Source organism: Lancefieldella sp. Marseille-Q7238 (assembly GCF_949152215.1).
Taxonomy (GTDB): Bacteria; Actinomycetota; Coriobacteriia; order Coriobacteriales; family Atopobiaceae; genus Lancefieldella.
The window spans coordinates 1,488,689-1,514,328 of the sequence record NZ_OX424407.1 but is presented as its reverse complement, the minus strand read 5'-3'; the positions used below and the strand labels follow the sequence as shown (position 1 = coordinate 1,514,328).

Annotated in this window: 19 protein-coding genes and 1 tRNA gene; 6 read left to right on the top strand and 14 right to left on the bottom strand. The window is 51.6% G+C overall.

Going from position 1 to position 25,640, the window contains the following annotated elements; translation table 11 throughout:
• Positions 1–28 precede the first annotated feature (28 nt).
• The 7 genes from QM016_RS06875 to tyrS form a co-directional block, all read right to left on the bottom strand.
• Positions 29–1,819 carry an NTP transferase domain-containing protein gene (locus QM016_RS06875; protein ID WP_282711347.1) on the bottom strand — a complete coding sequence of 597 codons (1,791 nt, stop codon included), beginning with the start codon at positions 1,817–1,819 and terminating at the stop codon, positions 29–31.
• Positions 1,820–1,997: 178 nt separating this feature from the next.
• Positions 1,998–2,843, bottom strand: coding sequence for a LicD family protein (locus QM016_RS06870; protein WP_282711345.1), 846 nt, complete (start codon positions 2,841–2,843; stop codon positions 1,998–2,000).
• Positions 2,843–3,910: a dTDP-glucose 4,6-dehydratase gene (gene rfbB / locus QM016_RS06865; protein ID WP_282711343.1), complete on the bottom strand. Its 1,068-nt coding sequence runs from the start codon at positions 3,908–3,910 to the stop codon at positions 2,843–2,845. The genes QM016_RS06870 and rfbB overlap by 1 nt, the downstream gene beginning before the upstream one ends.
• 1 nt (position 3,911) lies before the next feature.
• Positions 3,912–4,811, bottom strand: a complete 900-nt coding sequence (gene rfbD, locus QM016_RS06860) for a dTDP-4-dehydrorhamnose reductase (protein ID WP_282711341.1) — start codon at positions 4,809–4,811, stop codon at positions 3,912–3,914.
• 1 nt (position 4,812) lies between these two features.
• Positions 4,813–5,715: a glucose-1-phosphate thymidylyltransferase RfbA gene (rfbA, locus tag QM016_RS06855; protein ID WP_282711339.1), complete on the bottom strand. Its 903-nt coding sequence runs from the start codon at positions 5,713–5,715 to the stop codon at positions 4,813–4,815.
• Between the two features lie 39 nt (positions 5,716–5,754).
• Positions 5,755–7,923: a DUF6541 family protein gene (locus QM016_RS06850; protein WP_282711337.1), complete on the bottom strand. Its 2,169-nt coding sequence runs from the start codon at positions 7,921–7,923 to the stop codon at positions 5,755–5,757.
• 9 nt (positions 7,924–7,932) lie between these two features.
• Positions 7,933–9,144 (bottom strand): tyrosine--tRNA ligase, encoded by a 1,212-nt coding sequence (tyrS, locus tag QM016_RS06845; protein WP_016477248.1) that lies wholly within the window; start codon positions 9,142–9,144, stop codon positions 7,933–7,935.
• Positions 9,145–9,307: 163 nt separating this feature from the next.
• On the opposite strand from tyrS, the gene QM016_RS06840 reads away from it, so the two are divergent.
• The gene (locus tag QM016_RS06840; RefSeq protein ID WP_016477249.1) at positions 9,308–11,467 is read left to right on the top strand and encodes a PBP1A family penicillin-binding protein; all 2,160 of its coding nucleotides are present in this window, start codon (positions 9,308–9,310) and stop codon (positions 11,465–11,467) included.
• 175 nt (positions 11,468–11,642) lie between these two features.
• On the opposite strand, the gene QM016_RS06835 is transcribed toward QM016_RS06840, so the two are convergent.
• The gene (locus tag QM016_RS06835; RefSeq protein WP_016477250.1) at positions 11,643–12,077 is read right to left on the bottom strand and encodes an arginine repressor; all 435 of its coding nucleotides are present in this window, start codon (positions 12,075–12,077) and stop codon (positions 11,643–11,645) included.
• A gap of 240 nt (positions 12,078–12,317) precedes the next feature.
• Here QM016_RS06835 and QM016_RS06830 point away from each other — a divergent pair, with 240 nt between their 5' ends.
• Positions 12,318–13,373 (top strand): hypothetical protein, encoded by a 1,056-nt coding sequence (locus QM016_RS06830; RefSeq protein WP_016477251.1) that lies wholly within the window; start codon positions 12,318–12,320, stop codon positions 13,371–13,373.
• 21 nt (positions 13,374–13,394) lie between these two features.
• On the opposite strand, the gene QM016_RS06825 is transcribed toward QM016_RS06830, so the two are convergent.
• Positions 13,395–15,116, bottom strand: coding sequence for a phospho-sugar mutase (locus tag QM016_RS06825; protein WP_282711334.1), 1,722 nt, complete (start codon positions 15,114–15,116; stop codon positions 13,395–13,397).
• A gap of 259 nt (positions 15,117–15,375) precedes the next feature.
• Between QM016_RS06825 and QM016_RS06820 the strand changes: the two genes are divergently transcribed.
• Positions 15,376–17,571, top strand: coding sequence for a class I SAM-dependent methyltransferase (locus QM016_RS06820; RefSeq protein WP_282711332.1), 2,196 nt, complete (start codon positions 15,376–15,378; stop codon positions 17,569–17,571).
• Between the two features lie 134 nt (positions 17,572–17,705).
• Positions 17,706–20,003, top strand: coding sequence for a KUP/HAK/KT family potassium transporter (locus tag QM016_RS06815; protein WP_016477254.1), 2,298 nt, complete (start codon positions 17,706–17,708; stop codon positions 20,001–20,003).
• Positions 20,004–20,027: 24 nt separating this feature from the next.
• On the opposite strand, the gene QM016_RS06810 is transcribed toward QM016_RS06815, so the two are convergent.
• From QM016_RS06810 to QM016_RS06790, 5 genes are all read right to left on the bottom strand, one after another.
• The gene (locus QM016_RS06810; RefSeq protein WP_282711331.1) at positions 20,028–20,921 is read right to left on the bottom strand and encodes an HAD family hydrolase; all 894 of its coding nucleotides are present in this window, start codon (positions 20,919–20,921) and stop codon (positions 20,028–20,030) included.
• 19 nt (positions 20,922–20,940) lie between these two features.
• Positions 20,941–21,234: an ACT domain-containing protein gene (locus QM016_RS06805; RefSeq protein ID WP_282711330.1), complete on the bottom strand. Its 294-nt coding sequence runs from the start codon at positions 21,232–21,234 to the stop codon at positions 20,941–20,943.
• Positions 21,235–21,395: 161 nt separating this feature from the next.
• Positions 21,396–21,896 (bottom strand): CarD family transcriptional regulator, encoded by a 501-nt coding sequence (locus QM016_RS06800; RefSeq protein ID WP_282711328.1) that lies wholly within the window; start codon positions 21,894–21,896, stop codon positions 21,396–21,398.
• A 93-nt stretch (positions 21,897–21,989) separates the two neighbouring features.
• Complete coding sequence (locus tag QM016_RS06795; protein ID WP_282711326.1) at positions 21,990–22,691, bottom strand: peptidylprolyl isomerase; 702 nt, start codon at positions 22,689–22,691, stop codon at positions 21,990–21,992.
• Positions 22,692–22,782: 91 nt separating this feature from the next.
• Complete coding sequence (locus QM016_RS06790) at positions 22,783–24,735, bottom strand: subtype A tannase (protein WP_282711324.1); 1,953 nt, start codon at positions 24,733–24,735, stop codon at positions 22,783–22,785.
• 252 nt (positions 24,736–24,987) lie between these two features.
• Here QM016_RS06790 and QM016_RS06785 point away from each other — a divergent pair, with 252 nt between their 5' ends.
• Together QM016_RS06785 and QM016_RS06780 are read left to right on the top strand one after the other, a co-directional pair.
• Complete coding sequence (locus tag QM016_RS06785; RefSeq protein ID WP_282711322.1) at positions 24,988–25,236, top strand: hypothetical protein; 249 nt, start codon at positions 24,988–24,990, stop codon at positions 25,234–25,236.
• A gap of 212 nt (positions 25,237–25,448) precedes the next feature.
• Positions 25,449–25,524: transfer RNA gene (locus QM016_RS06780), tRNA-Phe, on the top strand.
• The last annotated feature ends 116 nt before the right edge of the window (positions 25,525–25,640 follow it).

Below are 25,640 nucleotides of genomic sequence, written 5' to 3'. Positions count from 1 at the left end.
GTAAGGTCCTGCCTTCCCGTCCGATGCCTTACGCTTGATTTTCTTCATACCAGCTCAGAAGCCGGTCTACATACTGCGCGGCGTAGCGGTAATAGATAAAGAACCACTCGCCCACATTTTCGCCTTCAGCCTCTTTAACAAGTGACCAAAGGTACCAGCACCATCCTGCGAAAACCACATAGCTCCAGAAGTGACGACGCTCTTCAAACGTTGCAGCGCGTCCGAAATAATAGTCAATGGCTTTGTTGGCTTCCTCATCGGAAAGCTCGCAGCATACTGTAAAGGTGCCGAAATCACTTGCCTCATCAGACATGCCCGCGTATTCCCAATCGATCAGACTGCAGGTATCGTTCTCATCAATAAGGAAGTTGAGACAGAAAAAGTCATTGTGGGAAATGACTGTTTTGGCATGGTCAGCATCGGCATACGCTTTAAGTTTCAAGACCTTCTCGCGCAGCTCAAAATAACCGGGAACCTCAATGGGGCCGCGTTCCTTTAAGACCTTCTCATAGCTGAGGCCTTCATCAACAAAGCTGAAGTGCCGCTGAAGCACAGCTCCGCTCTCGTGAAGCGTACGGTCCATCTCCATGGCTCGCCGCAGATGCTCAAGATCATGGGGATCAAGATTCTTTGCGTTGTTCACAAAGTGAGATATTTTCCATCCCTCTTTTTGATCTTCGTAGATAAACGTATTATCAAGGCCCAGCTCTCGAGCAAGGCGAAGACCTGCCTCTTCGCCTGCTCGGTCAACAAGCTTCTCCGTTCCGACACCGGGATGGCGATACACGTACTCTTGCGCATGCTCGCCATAGCCAACCGTAAAATGGGCGGAAAGATTGGTAAGTCCCTGCTTGAGTGGATAAAAGTCATGAATGTCGGATTTCTCGCAGTGCAGTACAGAAACGATGTTGTCAAATATCTCGGAATCAATGTTTTCAATAAAGGTCGGATCAAATTCACGCAGTTCATCAAGGGAGTCAAACTCATTGATAACCCCATCGGGGTATTTGCGAATAGCCATAGGAAGCTGCTTGATATGGTCAGCGTAGATATCTTCCCACAGTTTATCGGCAGTCTCCGGCCTGTCGTAAACCGCCTCGAGAATCTCAACGAATCGTTTTGAGAAAGCACGGTCAAAATACACATGTCCAAGCATGACCCACGCGTCAAAACCACCAATCTCAACGCCAGTGATACGACCTCCCGGCCCCTCTTTCAGGCACCACTCTTTCGTAGGTCCCGCGACATAAGCAGCCGAGTAGTACGCGCCATACACGTAATGTTCAAAGGGATTGACGGTAAAGTAGTCGTCTGATGAACAGACATAGGTATTGCCCAGTTGATTTCTGACGTGCCAGAGCGTCGAGTTGTTATTGCGCGTCGCATAGTCGGGGTTGACCACAATGGTAACGCCGTATTTGCCCGCAAGGTAAAAGAAGTACTCCTTCTTGTATCCCACAACCACGGTGATATCAGTGATGCCCGCCTCCATAAGCTGGAGAATCTGACGTTCAATCAAAACTTCTCCACGCACTCTTAATACGCCTTTCGGCTTTTCGTATGAGATGGGAGCAAAGCGAGAAGAAAGTCCCGCCGCCATAATAATGGCATTGTCGACGGCATACGGTTTAAGCGCTTCCAGGCCCTTTCGAGTGATCATGCGGTCTTCAATGAGTCCTTGATCCTCAAGACTTTTGACAGCAGCGTTGACCGTTCCAAGCGAAAGCTCCGTTGCCTCAGAAAGCTGACGCTGGCTGAGCTTTTCATTTGTACTCGCAAACATCTTCAGAACAGTAAAAACATTCTTTGTCAGTGCCATACAACCTCCCTGCGTTCATACCTGTGCAGCATCGTAACTGCCGGTATAACGCCATAGTACTACTAACGTGTTCAATTTATCAGCATTATAACAATAATTTGAACACAGACGCAAGAAAAAACGCTACCTGCATATACGACAGGTAGCGCTTTAACACACGTCAGATATTCAGAGCGTCTCAGTACGGCCCGAAATCCAAACGGGCGGGATAATGGTTCTTGCGTTTCTCGACAGGCGGAAGCTGCATGTAATCACCATACATGAGTTCAAGCTGGTGTTCGAGATCACGCGGGAAGGCGACCATCATACCTTCGTACTCAAGTTTCTTTACTGGAAAAATATCATCAAGATAATACGTCTGCGTCCATTTATTGGTGTCGTTCATATAGGCAATACGCTTGGTCTTTACCTGCGCATAGCGGTTACGAGCCTCTTGCTCACGTTTATACATGTTGCGTGTCGAGACGTGAAAAAGCTTACAGACGCTTCTGCCGATTACCACGCCGGCGCGCAATAGCTTGCCCTTGATGCCGTCAGCAATAATGACGGGATGCGGCACCTCGACAAGAATGCGCATGTGCGACCAGAACCATGTGTCATTCGCTTGCTTTTTGTAAGCTTTTTCATCATCCGAAACATTGTCAAAGCAGTACACGTCTAAGAAGATGCCCAAATCAAGCGGAAGCGTTGCAAGCGCCTCTTCGCAGAACTGCGTTTCCTTGAGCATGATACGCGTCGTGGGAAACGGATAGTTGCTGTCGCGCTCCGTATTGATAATGGTGTACTTGTCAGCCCATTCGCGATCGTATATCTCAAGCAGCTTGTGGAAATCCTCAGCCGGAAGCGCAACGTCGATATCGTCATCCCAAGGTATAAAACCCTTATGGCGCAAGGCGCCGATACCTGTTCCCGCAATACCAAAATAGCGAAGGTTATGCTGCTCACATGTATCAATAAAATCCTTGAAAATCATGCGTTCAACGCGCTGCAGATGGTGCAGGGTTTCTTCATCGTATTCGCGCATTATCGCCCCTCGTACATTTTCTTGTAATACTCCTGATAGGACCCGTTTATCACATGCTCGACCCACGTACGGTTCTCAAGGTACCACGCAATCGTTTTGACGATCCCCTCTTCAAATGGAGTTTCCGGATACCAGCCAAGTTCTTCTCGGATTTTATCGGGCGCTATGCCATAGCGGCGGTCATGACCTTTACGGTCTGTCACATGCTTGATAAGGCTCTCATTGATTGCGGCATCGCCGGTCGCACGAGCTACCTCGAAAATAATTCGCTTCACAATGTAAAGGTTATTTCGCTCATTGTGACCGCCGACATTGTATACCTGTCCCAAGCGCCCCTTTTCAAGCGCCAGAGCAATAGCCTTGCAGTGGTCATCCACATACAGCCAGTCGCGCACATTGAGTCCGTCTCCATACACGGGTAACTCGCGATGATCCAGGCAATTCTGAATCATGAGCGGAATGAGCTTCTCAGGGAACTGATAAGGCCCGTAGTTGTTGGAACAACGTGTGATAATCGCCGGGAACCCATAGGTATCAAACCACGCCTGCACAAACATGTCCGCGCTTGCCTTTGAAGCGGAGTACGGACTGTGCGGAGACAGCGGCGTATCCTCACGGAAAAACGCCTCAGGATCGTCCAAAGGCAGTGACCCGTATACCTCATCGGTTGAAACCTGCAGGTACGTATGGTCACCAAAACCACCGCACCCATCATCCCATGCTGCTCTCGCGACACTCAGGAGCGCCACCGTTCCCATCACATTGGTATCTGCAAAAGCCCCCGGATCTTCTATGGAGCGGTCAACGTGACTCTCAGCAGCGAAATTTACCACATACTGAGGATCATACTGCTCAAAAAGACGTGCGAGAGACGCTCGGTCGCGTATGTCTACCTGCTCAAAGACAAGACGGGCATCTCCCTCGTAAGCGCTTAAATTCTCAAGATTGCCCGCGTAGGTCAGTACATCCACATTAACCACGCGAACATCCTCGCGCGTGCGCAGCAGATAGTGGATGAAATTCGATCCAATAAAACCGGCGCCTCCGGTCACCAAATATGTGTTCACACTATCCTCTTCCAACCGTTGTAAGATAGGCGGCAAGGGCTTCTTGCCAAGTACGCATTTCATTTCCAATAGTAGCAATCAGGTGCGCATTTTCCAAAGAGGAGTATGCGGGGCGAGAAGCGCTTTCAGGGTGCATCTCTTTCCATTCTGCCGAGCTTACACGCTTGATACGACAGTCAAGTCCGCTTCCTTGCATAATCGCTTCCGCAAAATCAGCCCAGGAACAGGTACCCTCATTGGTGCAGTGATAGATTCCATAGTTCTCGGTTACGCCCAGGGCGCAGAGCTCGTAGGCGAGATCGTTGGCGCTCGTGGGGTTACCAAACTGATCGTCTACCACGCATATCTCATCGTACTTCTCGCCAAGAGAGCGCATGGTCGCGACAAAGTTCTTACCCACATATCCGTACAGCCATGCCACGCGCACGACAAACGTGCGGGGATTTGCGGAAAGTGCCAGTCCCTCACCGGCAAGCTTTGAGCGTCCGTAGGCTGAGATTGGCGCCGGCGCGTCCGCCTCGGTTCGCGGACGCGGATCAGTGCCGGGAAATACGTAATCTGTTGAGACGTGAATAAGTTTTGCTCCCATGCGGTTACAGGCACGGGCCAGGTTCAGAGGTCCCAGCGCGTTGGCGGCGAAGGCTTGATCAAAGTGCTGCTCGCAGCCATCAACATTCGTCAGAGCGGCGCCGTTGATGACAAGGTCGTATGGATCGTGAGTCGCAAACCAAGCATCAACGTCCTCATACTTTGAGATATCAAGCTCATCGATATCAATATAGTCAACATTCGCGTCTCTATATGCGGAAGAAATCGGCCCTATCTCAGCCTGTCCAGTCTCAAGCAGGCGCTTAAGTTCATTACCCAGTTGTCCATGGGCGCCGGTAATAAGAATCCTCACGCTATTCTCCCCTTTCGCTCGGGACTACGCGGCCTTCGGCAACGCTTCTGAGGTGTTTGCCATAATCAGACTTGCCGTAACGCTCTGCGCATTCAACGAGCTTCTCGCGGTCAATCCAACCGTTGTCAAAGGCGATTTCTTCCGGAACGGAGACGGGCAGTCCCTGCGCTGTTTCTACCGCTCGCACGAAGGTAGAGGCCTCAAAAAGCGACTCCATAGTGCCGGTATCAAGCCAGGCAAAACCTCGTCCCAGTGTCACCACGTCAAGCGCCCCGTCTTCTAGGTAGAGCCTGTTGAGGTCGGTGATTTCATACTCACCGCGCGCGCTCGGCTTGACCTGCTTCACCATTTCGGTTACGCGAGCGTCATAGAAATAGAGGCCTGTTACCGCGTAGTTTGATTTGGGGTGCTCAGGCTTCTCTTCAATAGAAATGGCATTGTAGTCCGCGTCAAACTCAACCACGCCAAAGCGCTCGGGATCATCTACATGGTAGCCAAACACCGTTGCTCGGCCGCACTTCTCGGCTTTAGCAGCCGCGTCCCGGACAAGCTTGGAAAGTCCATTTCCATAGAAAATATTGTCGCCTAGGATAAGCGCGCAGGGATCAGCACCGATAAAATCCTTGCCAATCACAAACGCCTGCGCTAAACCGTCAGGAGACGGCTGCTCGGCATAGCTGATGGAGATGCCAAAATCTGATCCGTCACCCAGCAAGCTCTCAAAGTTGGGCAAATCGCGTGGCGTTGAGATAACCAGCACGTCGCGAATGCCTGCAAGCATAAGCGTTGCCAGCGGGTAATAAATCATGGGCTTGTCATATACCGGAAGCAACTGCTTAGATGTCACTGTTGTCAGCGGATAGAGTCTTGTGCCGCTTCCACCCGCAAGAATAATGCCTTTCATGCTTCCTCCCGCCGTCATCGTCTCAAATCCCATCACATCTTAATCGATTGCCGTTATACGGTACAGGCGATACGGCCCCCCTGAAAGCACTGTCTCAAAGCCAGGCGTATCATCGGATATCTTAAAGTCAGGTAAGTCATATTGCTCATGACCGAGCTGGATTGGGTTCTCATAATCAAGCACCAGCACATAGTGAGCACCCACTTTCTTTATGGCCTTTTGCACCTCAGGGTCACTTGCCACCTTAGTAATTCTGGTTCGGATAAGTCTGCTTTCCGGGGTTTCTCTCTCCTCAATCTTGTTGCGGTAATAGACGTTCATGCCATTGACGGCATAGGCCATCATTGAGCCGTCGAAGGGATTGTTGAGCACTACCTCATCGCCTGTAATCTCTTTTGCCTTAGTAACAAAATCCTGCTCATACACCGAATAGGGCATCCATCCTTCTGGAGCGTAAGCTTCGTGCATATACTGGATGCCCCAGCGAATCTCACTCTTTTCGTGAGCGGGCAGCTTGAACAAATCCCAGGGACTCATAAGGCAGCAAAGCCATACCACGGCCAAAATTGAGCTTATCCCCGCCTTTACCACCATCGCACCGCGAGAAGGACGTATGTGTTCTGAGGCATCCACTCCAGGTGCGGTATCTTTTTCTCCGGCGTTTTTCCCGAACGCAAGGCGGCGAATACCGCTCGCGATAAGCGATACGAGACCTGCCGATGCGTCATAGACACCTAGCGCAACTATGGGAGCGGCGGTTATAACAACCATGGCAGCCGTTCGCTCCGGATCGGTATACCAAAAGCCCGTCAAAAAGCGCTTCACGGCGATATTTTCAGACAAACTTGCGACAAACTGAATCGCAACAAAGATAAAGGAGAGTGTGAGCCAGCGGTAACTGCGTTTACAGCAGCAATGCGCGAAACCTATCCAGAAGAATACCGAGTAGAAGAACACTGGCATACCCATCAGCAGGCCGAAGTTCAAAATATTGGAGAGCACCTTATCAGGACTGGACGAAAGATCCCAAAGGAAGTTAACTGTCGGCCGCATAAAAGGAGCGTTAAGCACCGCAATCCAGGCAAGTACCGCAATAAGGAAGAACCCGGGAATTGACGCACTAAGCACTTTTGGCTCAACCGAGCGATCAAACCCAAAGCTTCTGACAATCCGAGGAATAAGCGATACCAAAATGTAAGGAAATACCAGCACCGCCCAGAAGAAATCAGCGTTCGGCTGCATGCACAGCATACCAAGCAACGCAATCACAAGCAGAACAAGGCCACAGGCAGAGAAGATCTTCTCGCCACCTTTATGCTCAGCCTCGCTCAGAGCCTTGAAATGAGTTCCCTTCCCAACCGTGGCTTTTCGAGCCCTTTCATCGAAGCCTCCTGTGGACGCCACAAAAAGGTAAACGCAGGCAGGAACGCAGCAGAAGGCAATCACATTAGGATAGATGCCATGTACCGTAACCGCACGAATCGGGAAGGCAATGTTCGCAAACACCGCCGCGGCAACCGCGATAGAACCAATAAGCTTTTGCTTTCTGAATATGCCTTGAAACAGCGCAGCTATACCCACCGGATATACGATGGCGACAAATACGAACCACACCGCATTTTCCGCTACAGTCGCTCGAACATCCATGACGCGTGCAACCACCACAGCAAAAATATGGAAGGCGTACGGATAAAAGCTTTCATCAACAAAAGGAAGCTGCTGAGCTGGAAGAGAACCGCTGTAGAACGACGCATGGAACATGGAGTACACGCCTGAGTTCATACTACGTGCAATGTAGTCGAGATGAGCATAGTTATCGGCGCTCTGTAAAAACCACGCGGGATTTCTGATGGCCTTGTGAAATATGACCGCAAAAAGCACTGACGTTATGCCGGCGGTTATGAGAAAAAACTTCCAGTCAAGCTGCTCGGGTATCTCAGATTTCCACTTGAAACGCCTTCTGCAAAACTCCGCCACGCCAAAAATAAGCGCACAGAGCACACACACGCCCACCAAAAGAGGAATAATCCCCTTAAAACCGAGCGGATATATCACGATGCCTGAGATTGAAAAGAGCGCTCCGGATATCGCGGGCGCAACCACCAGTGAAGTTACCGGCTTGCTCTTAAGCGAAAGAACAACCAGAAACCCGGGAAGGTATACGAACAGTACGGTAATAAGCAGGACGAGCGCAAACTGTCTCCACATGGCCGTCACCTATACCAATTTTGCGAAACGCCGCTTTCCGGCTTGCAACACCGCATGGGCGAGAAGCGCCGGCTCAACATTATATGACTTTGGCACCAAAGCCTTTCCGTTGATCTTGACGCCGCCCCCGTCAATCAGACGGCGCGCGTCTCCCGCTGAAGCTGAAAGCTTGGTTTCAACCATCAATTTGGGCAGATATACGAGACCCTGGTCATTCAGCGTCAGTTCGATGGCAAACTCGGGGACATCTTCTGGAATCTCATGCTTCTTAAAGAGCGTATCAAAAGCGGCCTCCGCGGCAAGCGCGGCGGACGCTCCATGATAGAGCTCAACGATATTGCGGCCGAGAGCGCGTTTGAGCGTATATGGATCAGCTGTGTTGTCTTCAAAGCTCTTGTCGATAGCGTCAACCTCATCGATCGTAAGCGTTGAGCAAAGACGATAATAGCGAGGCACCAGCTTATCAGGGATGGACATAATCTTGCCGTACATATCGGCAGGTTCATCAGTGAGGCCAATGTAGTTGCCGTAGGATTTTGACATCTTTTTGACGCCATCGGTGCCCTCAAGCAGTGGCATCGTGAGCGCGATTTGAGGCTCCATACCTTCATCACGCATGAGGTCACGACCGGCAAGCAGGTTGAAAATCTGGTCGTTTCCGCCCATTTCAACATCAGCCTTAATCATGACCGAATCGTATGCCTGCAGCACCGGATAGATAAACTCATGCAGCGCAATGGACTGCTGGTTGTGGTAACGCTTGGAAAAATCCTCACGCTCCAGGATGCGCGCAACCGTAAATTTGCTCATGAGACTGAGCATCGTCTCAAGGTTCATCGGCTTAATCCAGTCGCCGTTATGGACAACGACCGTGCGCTCGGGATCGAGAATCTTCATAGCCTGTTCGACATACGTCTGCGCATTAGCTTCAACCTGCTCCGACGTCAGAGAAGGCCTTGTGGAATCCCTTCCGGACGGATCACCGATAAGGGCCGTGCCGTTGCCAATGATAAGCGTGACCTTATGTCCGAGGTCTTGAAACTGTCTCATTTTGCGCAGCGGAACCGCATGTCCAAGATGCAAATCGGGGCTGGTTGGATCGACGCCAAGCTTAATGTTGAGAGGTTCGCCCTTTGCGAGTTTTTCTTTCAATCCTTCAAACGGAACGATTTGCATCGTACCTGACGTAATGACTTTAAGCTGATCTTCAATTGGAAGCACGAATCTACCCTTTCGCATACGGCGACGTTCAATACTGTTATGAAGCACACGTTTTTCGCGGCATAAACTACCTCTAACAGTCTACATCAATATAAAGCTGTCTTTTTTCATGGAAAATGACAATTGCGCTATATAATTGTCAGGACTATGACAAGGAGGCGCAATGGGTATCAGGACCCGTCGAGCACATAAGCACGCAAATACGCACGTAGTAGGGTTTGGTATAGCAGGATTTTTTGGGTTTCTTGCTCTTCTCGCCCTCGCTTTTGCCCTTTCCATGGGCGCGGTTATTTCCACATGGTTGGATGATTTGCCCGATTACAACTCTGCAGACGCATATCTTGTCGCAGAACCTACACGGGTCTATGACGCAAAAGGCAATGACATTGTCGACTATTACCTTCAACAGCGCCGCTCAGTGACGCTTGATCAGATTTCCCCATACGTCATACAAGCGACAATCGATACTGAGGATCGCCGTTTTTATCAGCATAGCGGTATTGACGCCTGGGGTATCACCCGCGCGGCTGTCGGCGCTTTGACCGGCGGCGGCGAAGGAGCGTCCACCATCACGCAGCAGCTGGTCCGCAACACGGTTCTTTCAAACGAGCAGTTCGAGCGCTCCGCCAAGCGCAAGGTGCGCGAGGCGTATATTTCCATTCAGATGGAGAAAAAATTCTCCAAGGATCAAATCCTCAACATGTATCTGAATACCATCTACTACGGCAACGGCGCCTATGGCATTGAAGCCGCCTCGATTATCTACTTCAACAAGCACGCCAATGAGCTCACCCTCGCTGAAGCGGCCACCCTTGCCGGCCTTCCCCAGGCTCCTTCTTCCTACGATCCCACAGTCAATCCCGAAGCCGCAAAGGACCGCCGCAACACCGTCCTTGAGCGCATGCATCGGCAAGGCGACATCTCAGATGAAGAATACGAGAGTGCCATCAATGAAGACCTTGTGCTCAATCCCGGCAAGCTCACGGAATCAATTGGCAAGTATCCATACTTTACTGACTATGTAAAAAATCTGCTTCAGGAGGACTTTGATTCCGACACCATCATGCAGGGCGGTCTCAAGGTCTACACCACACTCGATCCAGACCTGCAGAAAGCCGCTGAGGACGCTTGCAACAGACGCCTTCAGGAGCTGGGCAATTCCCGCCTGGGCGCGGCGCTTGTGTCTATCGATCCGTCAAACGGCTACATTAAAGCCATGGTTGGCGGACAGGACTACAGCAAGAGCCAATACAACCTTGCAACCACTACCTACCGCCAGATGGGCTCGTCATTTAAGATGTACACCCTTGTCGCGGCCATTGACTCCGGCATGAACCCGGACATTGTCTTAAACTGCAATTCTCCCCTTCAGGTTACTCCCACCTGGCGTGTCCGTAACTTTGGCGGATACAGCTACGGCAATATGACACTCAGAAGAGCAACCGCGGTTTCCTCTAACACCGCTTACGCCCAGGTCGCTGAGGCGCTCGGTATCGAGAAGATCCTGAATACCTGCTATGCCATGGGCATTCGCACGAATCTCTCTCCATATCTTTCTACTACCCTCGGCTCTCAAGGCGTCACCGCTGTCGAGCACTGTACGGCATTTGCAACGCTTGCCTCCGGCGGCGTGCGCCACGACCCCGTTGCGATTACCAAGATTGAAGACCGTAACGGCAATGTCGTCTATGAGCATAAAGACAACGCCGTGCAGGCCCTTCGCCCCGAAGTTGCTCAGGCAACCACCGAAGTGCTCAAGGGAGTTATTTCCAGCGGCACAGGAACGTATGCTCGAAGCCTTTCCACCTTCAACCAGCCAATCGCCGGTAAAACCGGTACCTCCGACAACGCTGAAGACCTTTGGTTCTGTGGCTATACCCCGCAGCTTGCGACCGTTGTATGGATGGGATATCCCGACGCACACGAAGCGGTTCTTTTCCATGGTGCTGAAGGTTCCACATTTACCACATCGCAATATGTCTGGGCGTATTACATGAACGTGGCGCTGCAGGGCGTTCCGAGAAAAGAATTCCCCACAACCACAACGACTATTGACTACAAACCAAACAGTTCATGGAAGTTTGTTGCTGGCAATGTCAGCTCGAACACTACGAATAAAACTAATCAGACACAGCAGACGCAGCAGACTCAACAAACACAAACCAATACCAGCCAATCGGACGATGAAGAGGAGGAAGAGGAAGAAGATACCGATGACGAGGATACGCCTTCAACGCCATCTACCCCCTCAACACCGTCTACGCCATCTACGCCCTCAACACCGTCTACGCCATCTACGCCTTCCACTCCTTCCACGCCGTAAGAGTAAGAAAGGGAGTAATACGTTGCCTTTACCGGCAGCGCTCAGTTGTACCGGCAGTCTAAAGAAAGCCTCCTTTGTGGAGGCTTTCTTTTGTACGACTATGTCCCAGATAGTGGTATCAGCAAATCAGCCAAAAGAGGGGCTTCTCGCCAAAGGCTACGGACAGGGGTACTACCTACACGTCTATACTGCCCAACTGTTCAATGACTTCGCATACTTGTTGAGCGTGAGCAGGCTCGTCGATTGCGAGAAATACCGTATCGGCGCCGGCGATAGTCCCTACGCAAAAATTAAGTTTAACCTCGTCAACTGCGAAGGCTACAGCAGAAGCCGTACCGGGGTGACAACGAACGACAACCAGATTGCCGGCCGCAGTAACGCTGATTACGAACTCGGACAGCATATGCTGAAGGTGCATATCCTCAGACAGCACATAGGTACCCTCGGAGAGTTTCCTAAGGCACATTTCCGCCGTATCGCGAGACACCGTTGCCTGCGTACAGGAAAATCCACGCTCTCTGAGAAGCGCGACCAATTCACGCTGCGTACGGATAGGATTGCTTCGAATAAGCTCGCGTATGGCATTCTGTCTCGTCGTATAGTGTTTCACGAATCAATCCTCCCTATCATCTTTTAAACTAAAATCATACTCTCAAATAAATCTTTCGTTGCTCTTCCGCCTTTTACAGCGAAAAATGCTACGCTCAAAGGCCAATTGGCCGCACTCGCCGCATTTTTTCTCTTTTGTATCGTGTAGAGACGTATCATTCAGATACATTAGAGCTGAGTTCCAGGTACACTAAGTTCTAGGTACATTTTCAAACATTTTGCAGGTATGCGTGGAGGAATCATGCCGTACGACAATCAGGAGACTCGCCATTTCACCCATACACGGCACGACGTCGGCTCTGAGCGCCACCGCCAGGGACAAAGAAGACGTACACAACAGGGGCATCATCGGACTTCGTCCAGAAAGCGCCGTCCCTCTCAATTTTCACTTCGCGGATTCAGTTTCGCTAACTTTTCATTCTCCCGCCGCCTCAATAGCCGTCAGCGCATATTGATAGTGAGCATTCTCGCTCTTATCGCTTTGATTCTTATTATTTTCCTCATTTCAAGCTGTGTCCGTGGATGTTCCCGAAAACCCGCGACCACAACGCAAACCAATCCCGTTGACTCCCGCGTTGCCGCAGGCGTAAGCGAAGAGCTCACCAAAGAATTCACCACCGCGCTCGACCAGGGAGAAAACCTCAAGTGGATAGCTGCGCATGCGGCCGACTACAAAGACCCTAAAATTCCCGAACTTGCCCTCAAACATCCCGAGGCCATTGATTTTGTAGCAAACTACCCTTCATCTGACGGGCAAGCAAAGTCGTACAGCGATACCGTCGAGAAGGGCACAGCGCCCAAACTCTATACCTGGGACACCCGTTGGGGCGCTACGACGTATGGTTCGTCAATCCTTGCGGTCAATGGTTCAGGACCCACCGCCGTCTCTATGGCCTATATGGGTCTTGTCGGCAAAGGTGACAAGACGCCTTCTGATGTCGCTGAGCTCGTAACCGCCGCCAATGACGCAACCGGAGAATCCGGTATGCACAGCGACTTCATTGAAAATCACCTTGACAAGCTGGGACTGCGCGCGCAGAGCTATGACTCCTCCGCGGCAAATATCAATGCCCTGCTTGATCAGGGCACCTACCTTCTGGCGGAAGTCAAAGCCAACGCCTTCGGCGACGGAGCCCCCGCGCACTGGGTATTGATTGCAAGCGAGAATGCCGATGGGTCAGTCATGGTATATGACCCAACCTCGCCTGAAGTCTCCAGTCATCCCTGGGATTCCGTCACCGTGGCTGCCTCCACAGAAACTCTCTACATGGTCAGTGTCGCCGAATCTTCGGAATAATAAAAGTGCTGGGAAAAGCTCCTATTTCAGGAGCTTTTCAGCGGCGTCTCCAAGAACTCTGAGATGAGATTCAGCTTCCTCGCGAGTCTTTCCAAGGGTAAAGAGATATGCTTTGACCTTTGGCTCTGTGCCGGAAGGACGGAAGATAACCTTATGGTCGCCCGCAAGGCGGTATTCGATGACATTTGATGCCGGAAGCGTTTGCGGAGCTTCTTTTTGAAGACCGGAAACGCGTGGCATCTGAGCGCCTGCAGCATAGTCTGTTACGCCAACAACCTTATATCCGCCGAGTTCCTCAAGGGGCGTCTCACGCAGATTGCTCATAATCTCTCCCATGCGCTCTGCTCCCGCCGCGCCCGGGAAAGCCGCGTTTACAACGCCATTGAGATAGTATCCGTAGCGCTGATAGAGAGCGTCCATCGCCTCATAGAGATCCATGCCCTTCGCGGCATAGTAAGAGGCCATTTCAACGCAGAGCATGGTGGCAACGATGGCGTCCTTATCGCGCGCATGCGTACCTACCAGGTATCCATAGGACTCCTCAAAGCCCATAAGGAAGCGATTCTCTTCGCCCTCAGCCTTAAGCTGGTCGATTTGGTCGCCAATATACTTAAAGCCGGTAAGCACGCGACGCATCTCAAAGCCGCGAGCGCGCGCCAACGCGTCAGGCATAGCCGATGAGACAATCGTGGATACAGCTACTTTCTCATTGAGCTTCTCGCCGCGCTCCTCTGCCATCGTAAGCAGCCAGTCCAGCAAGAGCACGCCCATCTCGTTTCCTGAGAGCAGCACATAATCTCCTGCATGCGGGATAGCGGTGCCCATACGGTCGGCATCGGGATCGGTTGCAACAAGAAGATTCGGTTTGACTTCATCAGCCAGACGCAAGGCCAGCTCAAGAGCCTCGCGGAACTCCGGGTTCGGATAGGTGCACGTTGGGAAATTCCCGTCAGGCATAGCTTGTTCGGGAACCACGCTGACGTCATTGACGCCAATCTCCTTCAAAATGCGCGTCACAAGCTCCATACCTGTGCCGTTAAGTGGCGTGTACACAACCTTGTATCCATCAGCGGCCTTAAAGCCGGGAACAGACACACGCTTGATGGCCGCAATGAAGCTGTCGAGCACTTCTTCGGAAGTCCACTCAATCAGACCCTGCTTCAAACCCTCATCAAAGTCCATCACGTTGACCTCAAAGGGGTCGACGCGCTCAATGTTGGCGGAAATCTCCGCGGCAGCTTCATCGGTAATCTGTCCGCCGTTATCGTTGTATACCTTATAGCCGTTATAGACCGCGGGATTATGAGACGCGGTAAGCACAATGCCTGCTGATGTATGCAGATACCGTACGGCAAACGAAAGCGTTGGCACCGGCTCGATGCGCGGATACACAAAGACCTTGATGCCATTGGCGGCCAAAACGCCGGCAACTACACGCTGGAAGTCTTCGCCTTTGTTGCGTGAATCACGAGCCAGTGCCAGCGTTGGATGGTCGTAGTGAGCGTTCAGGTAATCGGCGACGCCCTGCGTTGCCTGAGCAACAACATATACGTTCATGCGATTAGTTCCGACACCTAACACGCCGCGCAAGCCAGCCGTGCCAAAGGCAAGGTTGCGGTAGAAAGCATCATAGAGAGCGTCCACCTTCTCGGGAGCAAGCAGTCCATCAAACTCAGACCGCAAATCAGCATCCTGAACATGTGCATTCCAAAGATTAACGGCAGCCTGAATTCTTGCATCCATTTGCTTCTCCTTTTATGTAGCGCATCGTTTTTCGACGCATCCCCCTATAGCAGTATTTTATGCTAAACTGCCGCGCCGTGGCAGGTTTGTTGCAAGTATTTTCTTCACGTCTCTCTTCCTTACACCGCGCTCAAATGTCGCGCTCAAATTCCTTGCGGCCGTGTCAGACGTTTCGTGTAAAAATAACAGGGTACAAAAAGCTTCGTAGGCTTTTGCATACGCGAGAAGAACCACACACCAACGGGCGAAAGGTGTCCCGATGAAAAAACAATCGCAGGAATTTTTTGCAACCTGTCCCAAGGGCTTTGAACCGATGCTGGGACACGAACTTGCCCAGCTCAACATTGCTCAGGTACGACCACTCAGTGGACAGGTTTCCTTTTATGGCGAACTTGCTGACGCGTATCGCGCCTGCCTGTGGAGCCGGCTCGCTTCGCGGATTATTCTCGTGATTAACCGCGTTTCGGCACAAAACGCCGATGAGCTCTACGAGGGCATCTCCCACATCGACTGGAGCGAACACATACCCCTTGGAGCGACTATTACCGTTGAAGCCCACGGCTCAAACGACCAGCTTCGCAACACGCATTTCACCGCCGTGCGCACCAAAGACGCCATTGTCGATCAGCTCACGGCGCGGCGAGGAAGTCGACCCCTGGTCAATACGCGCCTTGCGGACGTTATCATTGCGGTCCGTATTTCCAAGGGGCGCGCAACCATTGGCATCGACCTTACCGGTGAGCCTCTCTTCAGGCGTAATGCCGTCTCGGGACGTTCCACGCACAATCTTGCGCCGCTGCGCCCTGACTATGCCGCCGCCCTTCTCGCCGCGCACGGCATCTACAGCGGACAGGCCCTGTCAGACCTCCCTCAGCTTGTCTTTTCGGGCGCGGGCTCTCTCGTAGGAGAGCTTGCCGGCATCGCTTACGACAGAGCTCCAGGACTTCTGCGCAGCGCGTGGGGCATGTCGCGCTGGGGAGGCCACGACGCTTCCTCCTGGAAAGACGTACTAAGCGAGGCGCACGCACGCTCCAAGGCGGCTGGCGAGAAGCCCGTCCGACTTGAGATTTCCGACACGCGCCGCGGCGCGCGCACGACCGCCTGTCACCTGCTCCGCTCCATCGGACTTTTCGTCGAGCCCTCGTTCTTTTCTCCCGCTGAGCTCGCCCAGCGCACCGGAGACGCCGGTGTTATCGCGGATATCTCGTGGACAGGTTCAGAACCTGCCGTCCAGAGTGAAGCTCTCTCCGCACTCGCCTACCTGGCAGGCAAAAAGGCTACAGTCCTTGCGCTTGACGCCACCTGCGACAGCGCCCTTCGGCAACAGAGTGCCACTGTGACACCAATCATCATCGGCAGAACCGACGCGTGCATTCGTACCTACGCCGCGTCAGATAAGCTTGAGCCGGCCGCTGAGGTAAGCGTATGCGAAAAACGCGTTCCTGTGCTGGTAGATGCCTCGGATCAATTTGCCGCACGGCTTGCGAAAGTAGCCAAACTCAGAGCCAAGTGGGCTAAGCGAGAAGATATCAGCTGCTATCGCCTCTACGATGCCGATCTTCCTGATTACGCCGTCAGCATTGACTTGTATCAAAGCTGCACCTCCCCCGACAGATGGCTGCAAATCTCGGAATACGCGGCGCCGCGCACCATCGATGCGTCGTTGGCAAAGAGCCGCCTGCTTGACGTGCTTGCCATTGCTCCAGCTGCCCTTGATATCCCCGCCTCCCATGTTTCTTTGCGCGTTCGTACGCGCGCCAAGGGCGGATCGCAGTACTCCGACGCGGGATCTGCTGCAGATACGACGCGCGCACAATCACTCCTTATCGATGAGGGCGGTCTGACGTTTGAGGTCAACTTTTCCCAGCGCCTTGACTGCGGCATATTCCTCGACCATCGCCAGACGCGCAGCATGATTCGGGAGATGATGAAGACGGCGGGCACCGCCAAGAGCTTTTTGAATCTTTTTGCGTACACAGGCACCGCAACCTGCTACGCAGCTGACGGTGGCGCACTCCATACCACCACGGTTGATCTTTCACGCCCCTCACTAGAATGGGCCAAGCGAAATATGGCACGCAATGGATTTGATGGCTCCGAACACGAATTTGTGCAGGCAGATGTCCTTGCCTGGATACGTGAACAACGGCACTCAAAGAACCGCTGGAACGTCATTTTCTGCGACGTCCCCACCTTCTCAAATTCCGCTCGCATGCGCAAAAATTCCTTCGATGTACAGCGAGACCACGCCGAGCTCATCATTGGTATCTCACGATTACTCACACGCGGAGGCGAAGCACTCTTCTCGTGTAATCTGCGCTCCTTTAAGCTTGACGCCGAGAAAATCGAGCGAGCTGGGGTATCAATTGAAGACTGCACCCAAGAAACCATACCCGAGGATTTCAAGCGAAACCAAAAAATTCACCACTGTTATCGCGTGAAACGCGTCCGTTAATCTGCGCATATGATTTTGTCGATATGCCCGGGCAACCTATCGCCAGCGTTTGAAGGCTAGTCTTCTCATGCCCGTTGGGCTATTCTATCTACATAATCTAGACTGTTGTTTCTGGCCGTTGAGAGGGAAAATTCATGAGTGACGAAAAGTCGGCCGCACCTGTTCTTACCAAACACAAGAAAGTACGCAAGTCCACAGGTGTTCCCTTAAGCGCCGGTATGCTGCTGGTAACCCTCGGCATTGTATACGGCGATATCGGCACCAGCCCGATGTATACCCTCAAAGCCATCATTGCGGGCAACGGCGGCTTTTTCACCATGGATACCAACGTTATCCTTGGCGCCCTCTCGCTCATTATCTGGACGCTCACGCTGATTACCACAGTTAAATACGTCCTCATTGCCATGAAGGCGGACAATCACAACGAGGGCGGCATTTTCGCCCTTTATAGCTTGGTCAAACGCTGCGCCAAGTGGTTGATTATTCCGGCTATGATTGGAGGAGCGGCACTTCTCGCTGACGGCATCCTCACTCCGGCAGTCACAGTAACTACCGCCATCGAGGGCTTGCGCACCATTCCTGCCGTACACTCGTTTATCGGTGACGGACAGCAGATTGTCGTTGTAATTACCATCATCATTCTCTGCTCGCTCTTTGCCATGCAGCAGGCAGGCACCTCAAGGATCGGCAAGGCGTTCGGCCCCGTCATGACTCTGTGGTTTTTGTTCTTAGGCATTGCCGGCTTGATTAACATGGGAGCCGATTTTTCCGTGCTCAGAGCGCTGAACCCTATCCGAGGCATTACCTTCCTCTTTAACGGCAATCTGAACGCCGCCGGATTGATGGTTTTGGGCAGCGTCTTTCTCTGTACCACCGGCGCCGAAGCGCTCTATTCCGACATGGGCCATGTAGGGAAAGATAATATCTACGTATCCTGGCCTTTTGTAAAGGTATGCCTGATTCTTAATTATCTTGGTCAGGGCGCCTGGATTATTGCCAACCATACTGACGCCGGACTCAATACCATCAATGACCTGAATCCCTTCTTCCAGATGCTTCCCGACGCGGTCAGGCCTTTCGCGGTAGTGCTCTCCACACTTGCGGCAATCATCGCTTCACAGGCGCTCATCACAGGCTCGTATTCCATCGTTTCGGAAGCGGTTCGCCTGGATCTCATGCCTCACATGAAAATCAATTATCCGTCAGAGACCAAAGGTCAAATCTACATTCCGCTTGTCAATACGATGATGTGGATTGGCTGCATAGGCGTAGTGCTTCTCTTCCAAAGCTCCGAGCATATGGAAGCAGCATACGGACTTGCCATTACCGTTACCATGCTCATGACCACTATTTTGCTCTACACCTATCTTGCGCGTATTCGCAGAAAACCCATCGTCGCCGTCGTTTTTCTGATATTCTTCGGCGCTATTGAAGCGATGTTTTTCTTCTCCAGCCTCACCAAGTTCTTCCATGGAGGCTACGTCACCGTACTTCTCGCCACGGCTATTTTCATCGTCATGTTTGTATGGCGCCGAGGCACCGCTGTCGAGCGTACGCAAAGCGTCTATCTGCCCGTCAATAAATATATCGATCAGCTGCACAGCCTTTCGCAAGACAACGCCTACTACCCGCTCGCTGACAACCTGGTCTTTTTGACGAACGATTCGTCATTTGACAAGCTTGACCGCGACATTCTCTATTCCATTTTGGACAAGCGTCCCAAGCGAGCCAAGGCGTACTACTTCATCAACATCTCCGTTACAGACAAACCCAACACGCGCGAGTTTGTCATCAACGATTTTGGCACCGACTTCCTTTTCAAGGTCACGCTTCGCTTGGGCTTCAAGGAAAATCAGCGCATCAACACCTATCTCTATCAGATTGTCGGCGACCTGATAGCCGGAGGCCAGCTGGCGCCGCAAAATCACACCTACTCAATCTATCGCGAACATTCCCAGATTGGCGATTTCCGTTTCTGCCTGCTGCGCAAGGTACTTGCTCCGGAAACCGATATTTCAGGCTTTGACAAGCACTGCCTTGAGCTGAAGTATTTCATTCGCCGGATTTGCGGATCGCCCGCTCGTTGGTATGGATTGGAAAACTCCAGTGTCCTCTTTGAGTACGTTCCGCTGTTTTCCAAGGTCAAGCGGGAACACAAGCTCACGCGTATCGCCCTCGATACGGTTGTCGGCACAAATCCCTCATCCAAGGCCGAATCGCAGATGGATGAGCGTATTGCGGAAATTGAAGAGGATGACGATATCTTCTCCGCGGCTATGCATAAGGATCGCATTGAAAACGCTGCGGCCGTTCACGACCTTGTCGGCGGTGACACCGCCAGCTTCAAGCCACTTCAGCTTGACGATGAGGACGAAGAACTCGATGATGAGGAATCCGGTTCAGAGGAAATTCTCTCAGGCAAAGACGAGTAACCGACTTTTGCCTGCTTGACGAGTCTACGAGAGCGCCCACTCCAAAAAGCGTCCCTCGCCCGATTCCTCATTGGTATACGTCACAAAACGCGCCGCTCGCAAGACGCTTTCGTTTCCATTGCCCATGGCCACTCCGATGCCGGCAGATTGGAGCATTTCAGTGTCATTGTCGGCGTCACCAAAAGCGGCGGCAGTGTCACTCGAAATGCCCAGGTAATCGCAGAGCCATGTAAGCGCCGTTCCCTTGGACGTTCCGTGAGCAAGAATCTCCGCGCCCACGCCCATCGATGATGTGACATCAAATGCCCCTACTTCAGCAAAAGCCGCCTCTACCAGCGGACGAACATACGCGTCAGCATCTTCACTCCAATAAGACCCCAGGCGCTCTATATCATCAAGAGAAGCGATGAAGTCTTTCGGGGAACCCTCATAGGGCGTACGGGATCTGAGCATAAACTCCTTATGATGTCCCGGAAGCCGGAAGAGTTTCATCTTCTCCCTGCGGGCATTATCGGTATACGCCCTTCCTCCCGTAAACACGTCAAACGTTACCGGCAAGTCTTTCATAAGCTCAAAAAGAGCCAGCGCGTCTTCTTTTTTGATGTGAGACGTATAGAGCGCTTCTTCCGTTCTCAAGTCAGTCACGGTAGCGCCGTCAGCGGTAATAGCATAGCGGGACGCGGGATGCGCAAGCACCTCATGCGGGAGCAAAGAAAGCGCGCGGCCGCTTGCCGGCACGAAGGGAATCCCCTGCTTAGCAAGACGATCAAGGATTTCAAGGTTCTTCTCGCTGATCGACTTATCACATGAGAGAAGCGTATCGTCCATATCGGAAAAAACAATGTTTACATAAAGTCCCGAGGATTCGCTCTTCATCCACTGGGTCTTTTTAGCAACGACTTCTGAAAGCGGAGTCATAGGTATTCAATGCCTCCCGTCAGATTCTGTACATATACGTGAAAACCTCTTCACGCTCCATATTGACCTGCACGTTCAGCTGACCGGCCAGCTCTTCCAGGTCCGTTTTGACTGACGAGAAGTTCGCGCCGTCAGAAAACTCCACGAACATGGTCATGGTAAAAATGCCCGAAAGAATTGTCTGGGTGATATCCAAAATATTGACGTTTTGGCGAGCCAACGTCGATGCCACGGCCGCGACGATGCCCGGAGCGTCCTTTCCCAACACCGTTACGATCGCACGGTTCTTTGATGTTTCCTGAGCGTCAGCCACAAAGTCTCCTTGATACTAGTTCACTACAGCATAGCTACAACATAGAGTATTGTACGGCAGCAGCGCGCATCGCGAAGCGCGCAGGCGCACTTTGACACTGATAGAAAGACGAAATTTGGAGCAGCGAGTCCGCAGGTGCGATTTTGGGCCGCAGAGAGGTGCTATGCTTCGCAGTACACGATGCCAAACCGGGACGAAAACTCAGACTTCACCTTATCAGTCGACGTATGCAAAGCGACTGCCAGCTCATACAGAGAACGAGTGCTGGCCATCTTAAAAATACGTTCATGAGAAACGGGCGGCCGCTTGTTTTGCGCACGGGCGTTGTGTATGCGGCTGCGAAACGTCTTGGCAATGCTTACGGCGTCTTCGCATGACCCCTCCCGAATGACCCGCTTGAAATGCGATTCTTCAAGAGAGCTATTATGCACATGAAAGGTGTCAAGGGAGATGAGCGGGTACTTGTCAATCAACTCTTCCGCTTCATCAAACGACATAACCGTGCGCAAGCGGCCCTCCTGCGTGCGAGGAAACGTTATCTGAATCGGGTGCTTGCTGCTGATGGGCACAAGCGTATACCACCCGTCACTTCCTTGAGCAACTGCTGAAACCTGACACACGCCCTGACCCGGATGCACTACATAGTCACCAACAGCATACATTGCGCGGCTCCCTTCGGATTACGCTCAGTATAGCAAAAAATTCTTTAACTAACTGTTTTACCTGCTGTTTTATGAATGGCGATATTCTTTGAACTAATCGATCATTTTTACCGATGTGATAACAGGCTGGTGCTCTTGTGCCACCGTTCCGTTACGGTCTTCAACTTGGGTATCTCTGCAGATGGCGTCAACAACATCCATACCATCGGTAACCTGGCCAAACGCCGCATATTGCCCGTCAAGCGAGGGATTGTCCTGATGCATGATGAAAAACTGCGAGCTCGCAGAGTTAGGCGCTTGCGAGCGCGCCATGGAGATGACGCCACGCGTATGCGAAATGGTATTGTTCACGCCGTTTGAACTGAACTCGCCTTTGATAGGCATGTCTGACCCACCCGTACCATTACCGTTTGGGTCGCCGCCCTGAATCATAAAACCGCTGATAATCCGGTGAAACGTCAAACCGTCATAAAAGCCCTTCTCGGCAAGGTGGGCAAAATTCGATACGGTAATAGGCGCTACATCAGCATTGAGTTCCACGGTAATCGTGCCGTATCCTTTAACCTCAATGGTTGCATGATGCTTGCCGGTAGCGTATGGGTCATCCTTCTCAACAAAATCACGATATGACTTCTTTGTCTCTTGTTGCGTTTCCGATGTCGACGCGGCCAGTGAATCGCTCTTCTTGTTCGGCGCTGCCGTGCAGGCGGTTAGTGTTATCACGAGAAGCGCCACTGCACATGCCGTTATAGCAGCACGAACAGCGTTCGCTGCTTTTCTCGCCAAACTATTCATGAGCGCTCCTTCTTCTATCCGTTCCTATCCAGCGCACTGCTGTAAACATACTGCAAGCATGCTACAGACGCACTACAGACGTGAGTTTTTCTTACTGCGTTGCGCACGTAATAATCCAATTGACCAAATTTGTTGCCACATTACCCGTGCGTTCGGCAAGCACATGGCCCTTGTCCCACACTAAGGTGAAAGCCACATCTTTGACATCCTTGTAATGAGCAAGCGCCAGCCTCATATTTAGCGACGTGCATATAGACGTTTCAGAGTTCTGGACGCCTTCGTTGATACGCCAGTACGGAGCTACACGAGTTGTAGCAAAACCATCAGCCGTTCCACTCAAAAAGTACAACGGATTAAAGAGGTTCACGCGCGTGGCAATATCATTTTCGAGCGTATCTTTGAGAGCAAGATCTGTCTTCCACGCCTCTTCATAGTCTTTATTCCATCCCGTAAGCTGCGTGTAAGAATCGGTATTGGATGCGACCAAATCGCCCATAATCACATCAAAGTGCAGAGTGCTCTTTTCACCGATGCCAAAAAGCTGATTCGCGCGAGAACTCCGGTCGACGGAATCAAAGGCGCCCACGCCCAGCGATGCGGGACGCATGGCGGCAGAGAAATCCTTGAGGCTTGAAATGCTTACCGTCTGGCGATTCAAGTTATACGTCAACCACGCGCTCTTCTCGTTGAAAGAATTAAAGTAGTGGTCAGCGGTGTCAAAAATGGTGGACTGCACCTGCATGGCACCTGTAACCGATGCGGCGGCAGACTGCTGCTGGCTTTGCGTCTGCAACTGAGTCTGATCTTGCTTTTGATCTTCCGACTGCCCCTGCTGGTTCTGAGAGTCGGCACTCTTTGACGCGTCGTTTGGAAGCGCCGCAGAAGGAGCTTCTACACCCCGCGATTTTGCGAGGTTTGGATCACCCGGGAAAAGAGGATCATCAAAATACTGAGGCGTTGCCGTATAAGGAAAAGACGTATCACGGGCAAAGTTGTCAGCAGAGCGCTCCAGCTCCGTTTGAATAATCTTCGCGTAGGTTCCCGTACCATAAATACCGTTATTTGTTTGGTCAAGCCCGAGCTTATTCCCGTCAGCATCAAGAAGATCCATGGCGTTAATCCATTTACCGTAGGCTGTTGCGAGATCCGAAGAAAGCGCTTTTGTCCACAGTCCTTCAGCGCGAGAATCGCTGGTGACATACTGACCGGCAGACCACTCATAGGCCGCATCGGCCACATCAAACGACGTTGAAGGACACCAGGAAGCGCTGCCATAGAGCGCGTCCGAGAGTTCGTTTCCTTGTATGTCATGCATTGCGGCGCCGATTATAGCAAGGTAGGGCGAGAAGGACTCGCAATCTCCCGTTGACCCTAAGACAGCGCTCAAACCGCCGCCCGAACTGAACCCATAGGCAAATACCTTTGTTGCGTCTCCTGGCAATGAGCTGGCGTTATAGCGGAGGTAGCGAATGGCGGCCTTAAAATCAACAGCAGGCCAGGGCGAGCCTCCATCATACAAATCATCGGAACCGCTTGCCGAATCGTATCCCGCGCTTCGCCCGCGAAAACCCGTGTACACATAGATGCACCCTGCCTCCAGGTATGTGGAAAGCCCCTCATAGCTGTACTCGGTAGGACAGGCCTGCGGGCTTAAGGTTCCCGTATTGATTGGCATGGCAATGGGAGCCGTAGAAGCTGTAAAGCTGCCGACAACAGCCTTTTCTTGTACTTTGCACGTATACTTCTTGCCGTTTTTCTCGGCAGTAAAATACTTTCCCGGCACATAGATTGAAAGCGAGTTATATATTTTTGACGCCGGCTTCAAGCAATACTGCAGGCCAAGCTGATAGTAAACGTCATTATCCTCGTCATAATTCCAGGCGCCCATATCAAGCGTCAAAGACTTAAATTCTTCAAGATCTACCGAAGATGACGGCTTGTCATCGGAATCACTGCTTTTTTTCTGCTGCGGCGTACATCCCGCCATCGCGGCCGCCGTAGTCGTAGCTGCCAGTGTAAAAAACTGCCTTCTGGTGAAACCCATCATTTCCTCCTGAGGTCAGCTGAGGATACCATCTTGCATGACACGTGACCCGTTGTATGTTCCCATAACTTATCTATTATATTTGACCTTACATACCTTTGCCCACACGTTGCAATAAAATCTCTTCGTGGGAATAAGGCAAGCAGAACGGGCGAATGTTTGGTACAGACGCCCATACAGAGCTGTTTTGTATGGAACTCTCGTCAGGAAGTTTAGCGGGTATTGAGAAAAGAGTAAGGAGGATGCGCGCATATGGCTCAAGTTGCAAATTTTTTTGACATCATACATCTGAATAAAAAGCTTGCTGATAAGCATATTGCCGCCGAAGTTCACCTGAGGGACGCTTGCGGCAGACAGACCCTTTGGTTCGAGCTAAAAGACGTGGAAGAAGATACCCTTTCCCGCGCGCAGGACGTTGCAATTTCTTACTTTGCCGGTAAGGGCAAGCCCATTGAGTTTGACATTGCAAAGGGAATTAACTTTTGGATCAAACAATTCTAGACCTGTATCTTTTGGAGTCTTTTGAGTTCCTCCTCTTCCCTTTTTTCTTCTCCTTCTTTTTTCTTCTCTCTAAGGCTTTTTATGCTGAGACTTTTTCTTCTACGACTCTTCTTCTAAGAAATTTTCCCCTGGAGTCTCTTTCCAAGTTTAAAATTAGTCATTGACGGTGCTCATGAGTCTGGTATAGTAAATAAGCTTTTCAAAGCACCTATGGCTGGGTAGCTCAGTTGGTAGAGCAGGGGACTGAAAATCCCCGTGTCAGGGGTTCGATTCCCTTCCCCGCCACCAGGAATCTTTAAGGGATGCCTTTTAATTCGAAGGCATCCCTTTTAGTTAAAGTTATGTATTGTCTCCGAGTCCTTCTCACTCCAAAACTCTATGAGGAAATACCCGCTTACTATGCC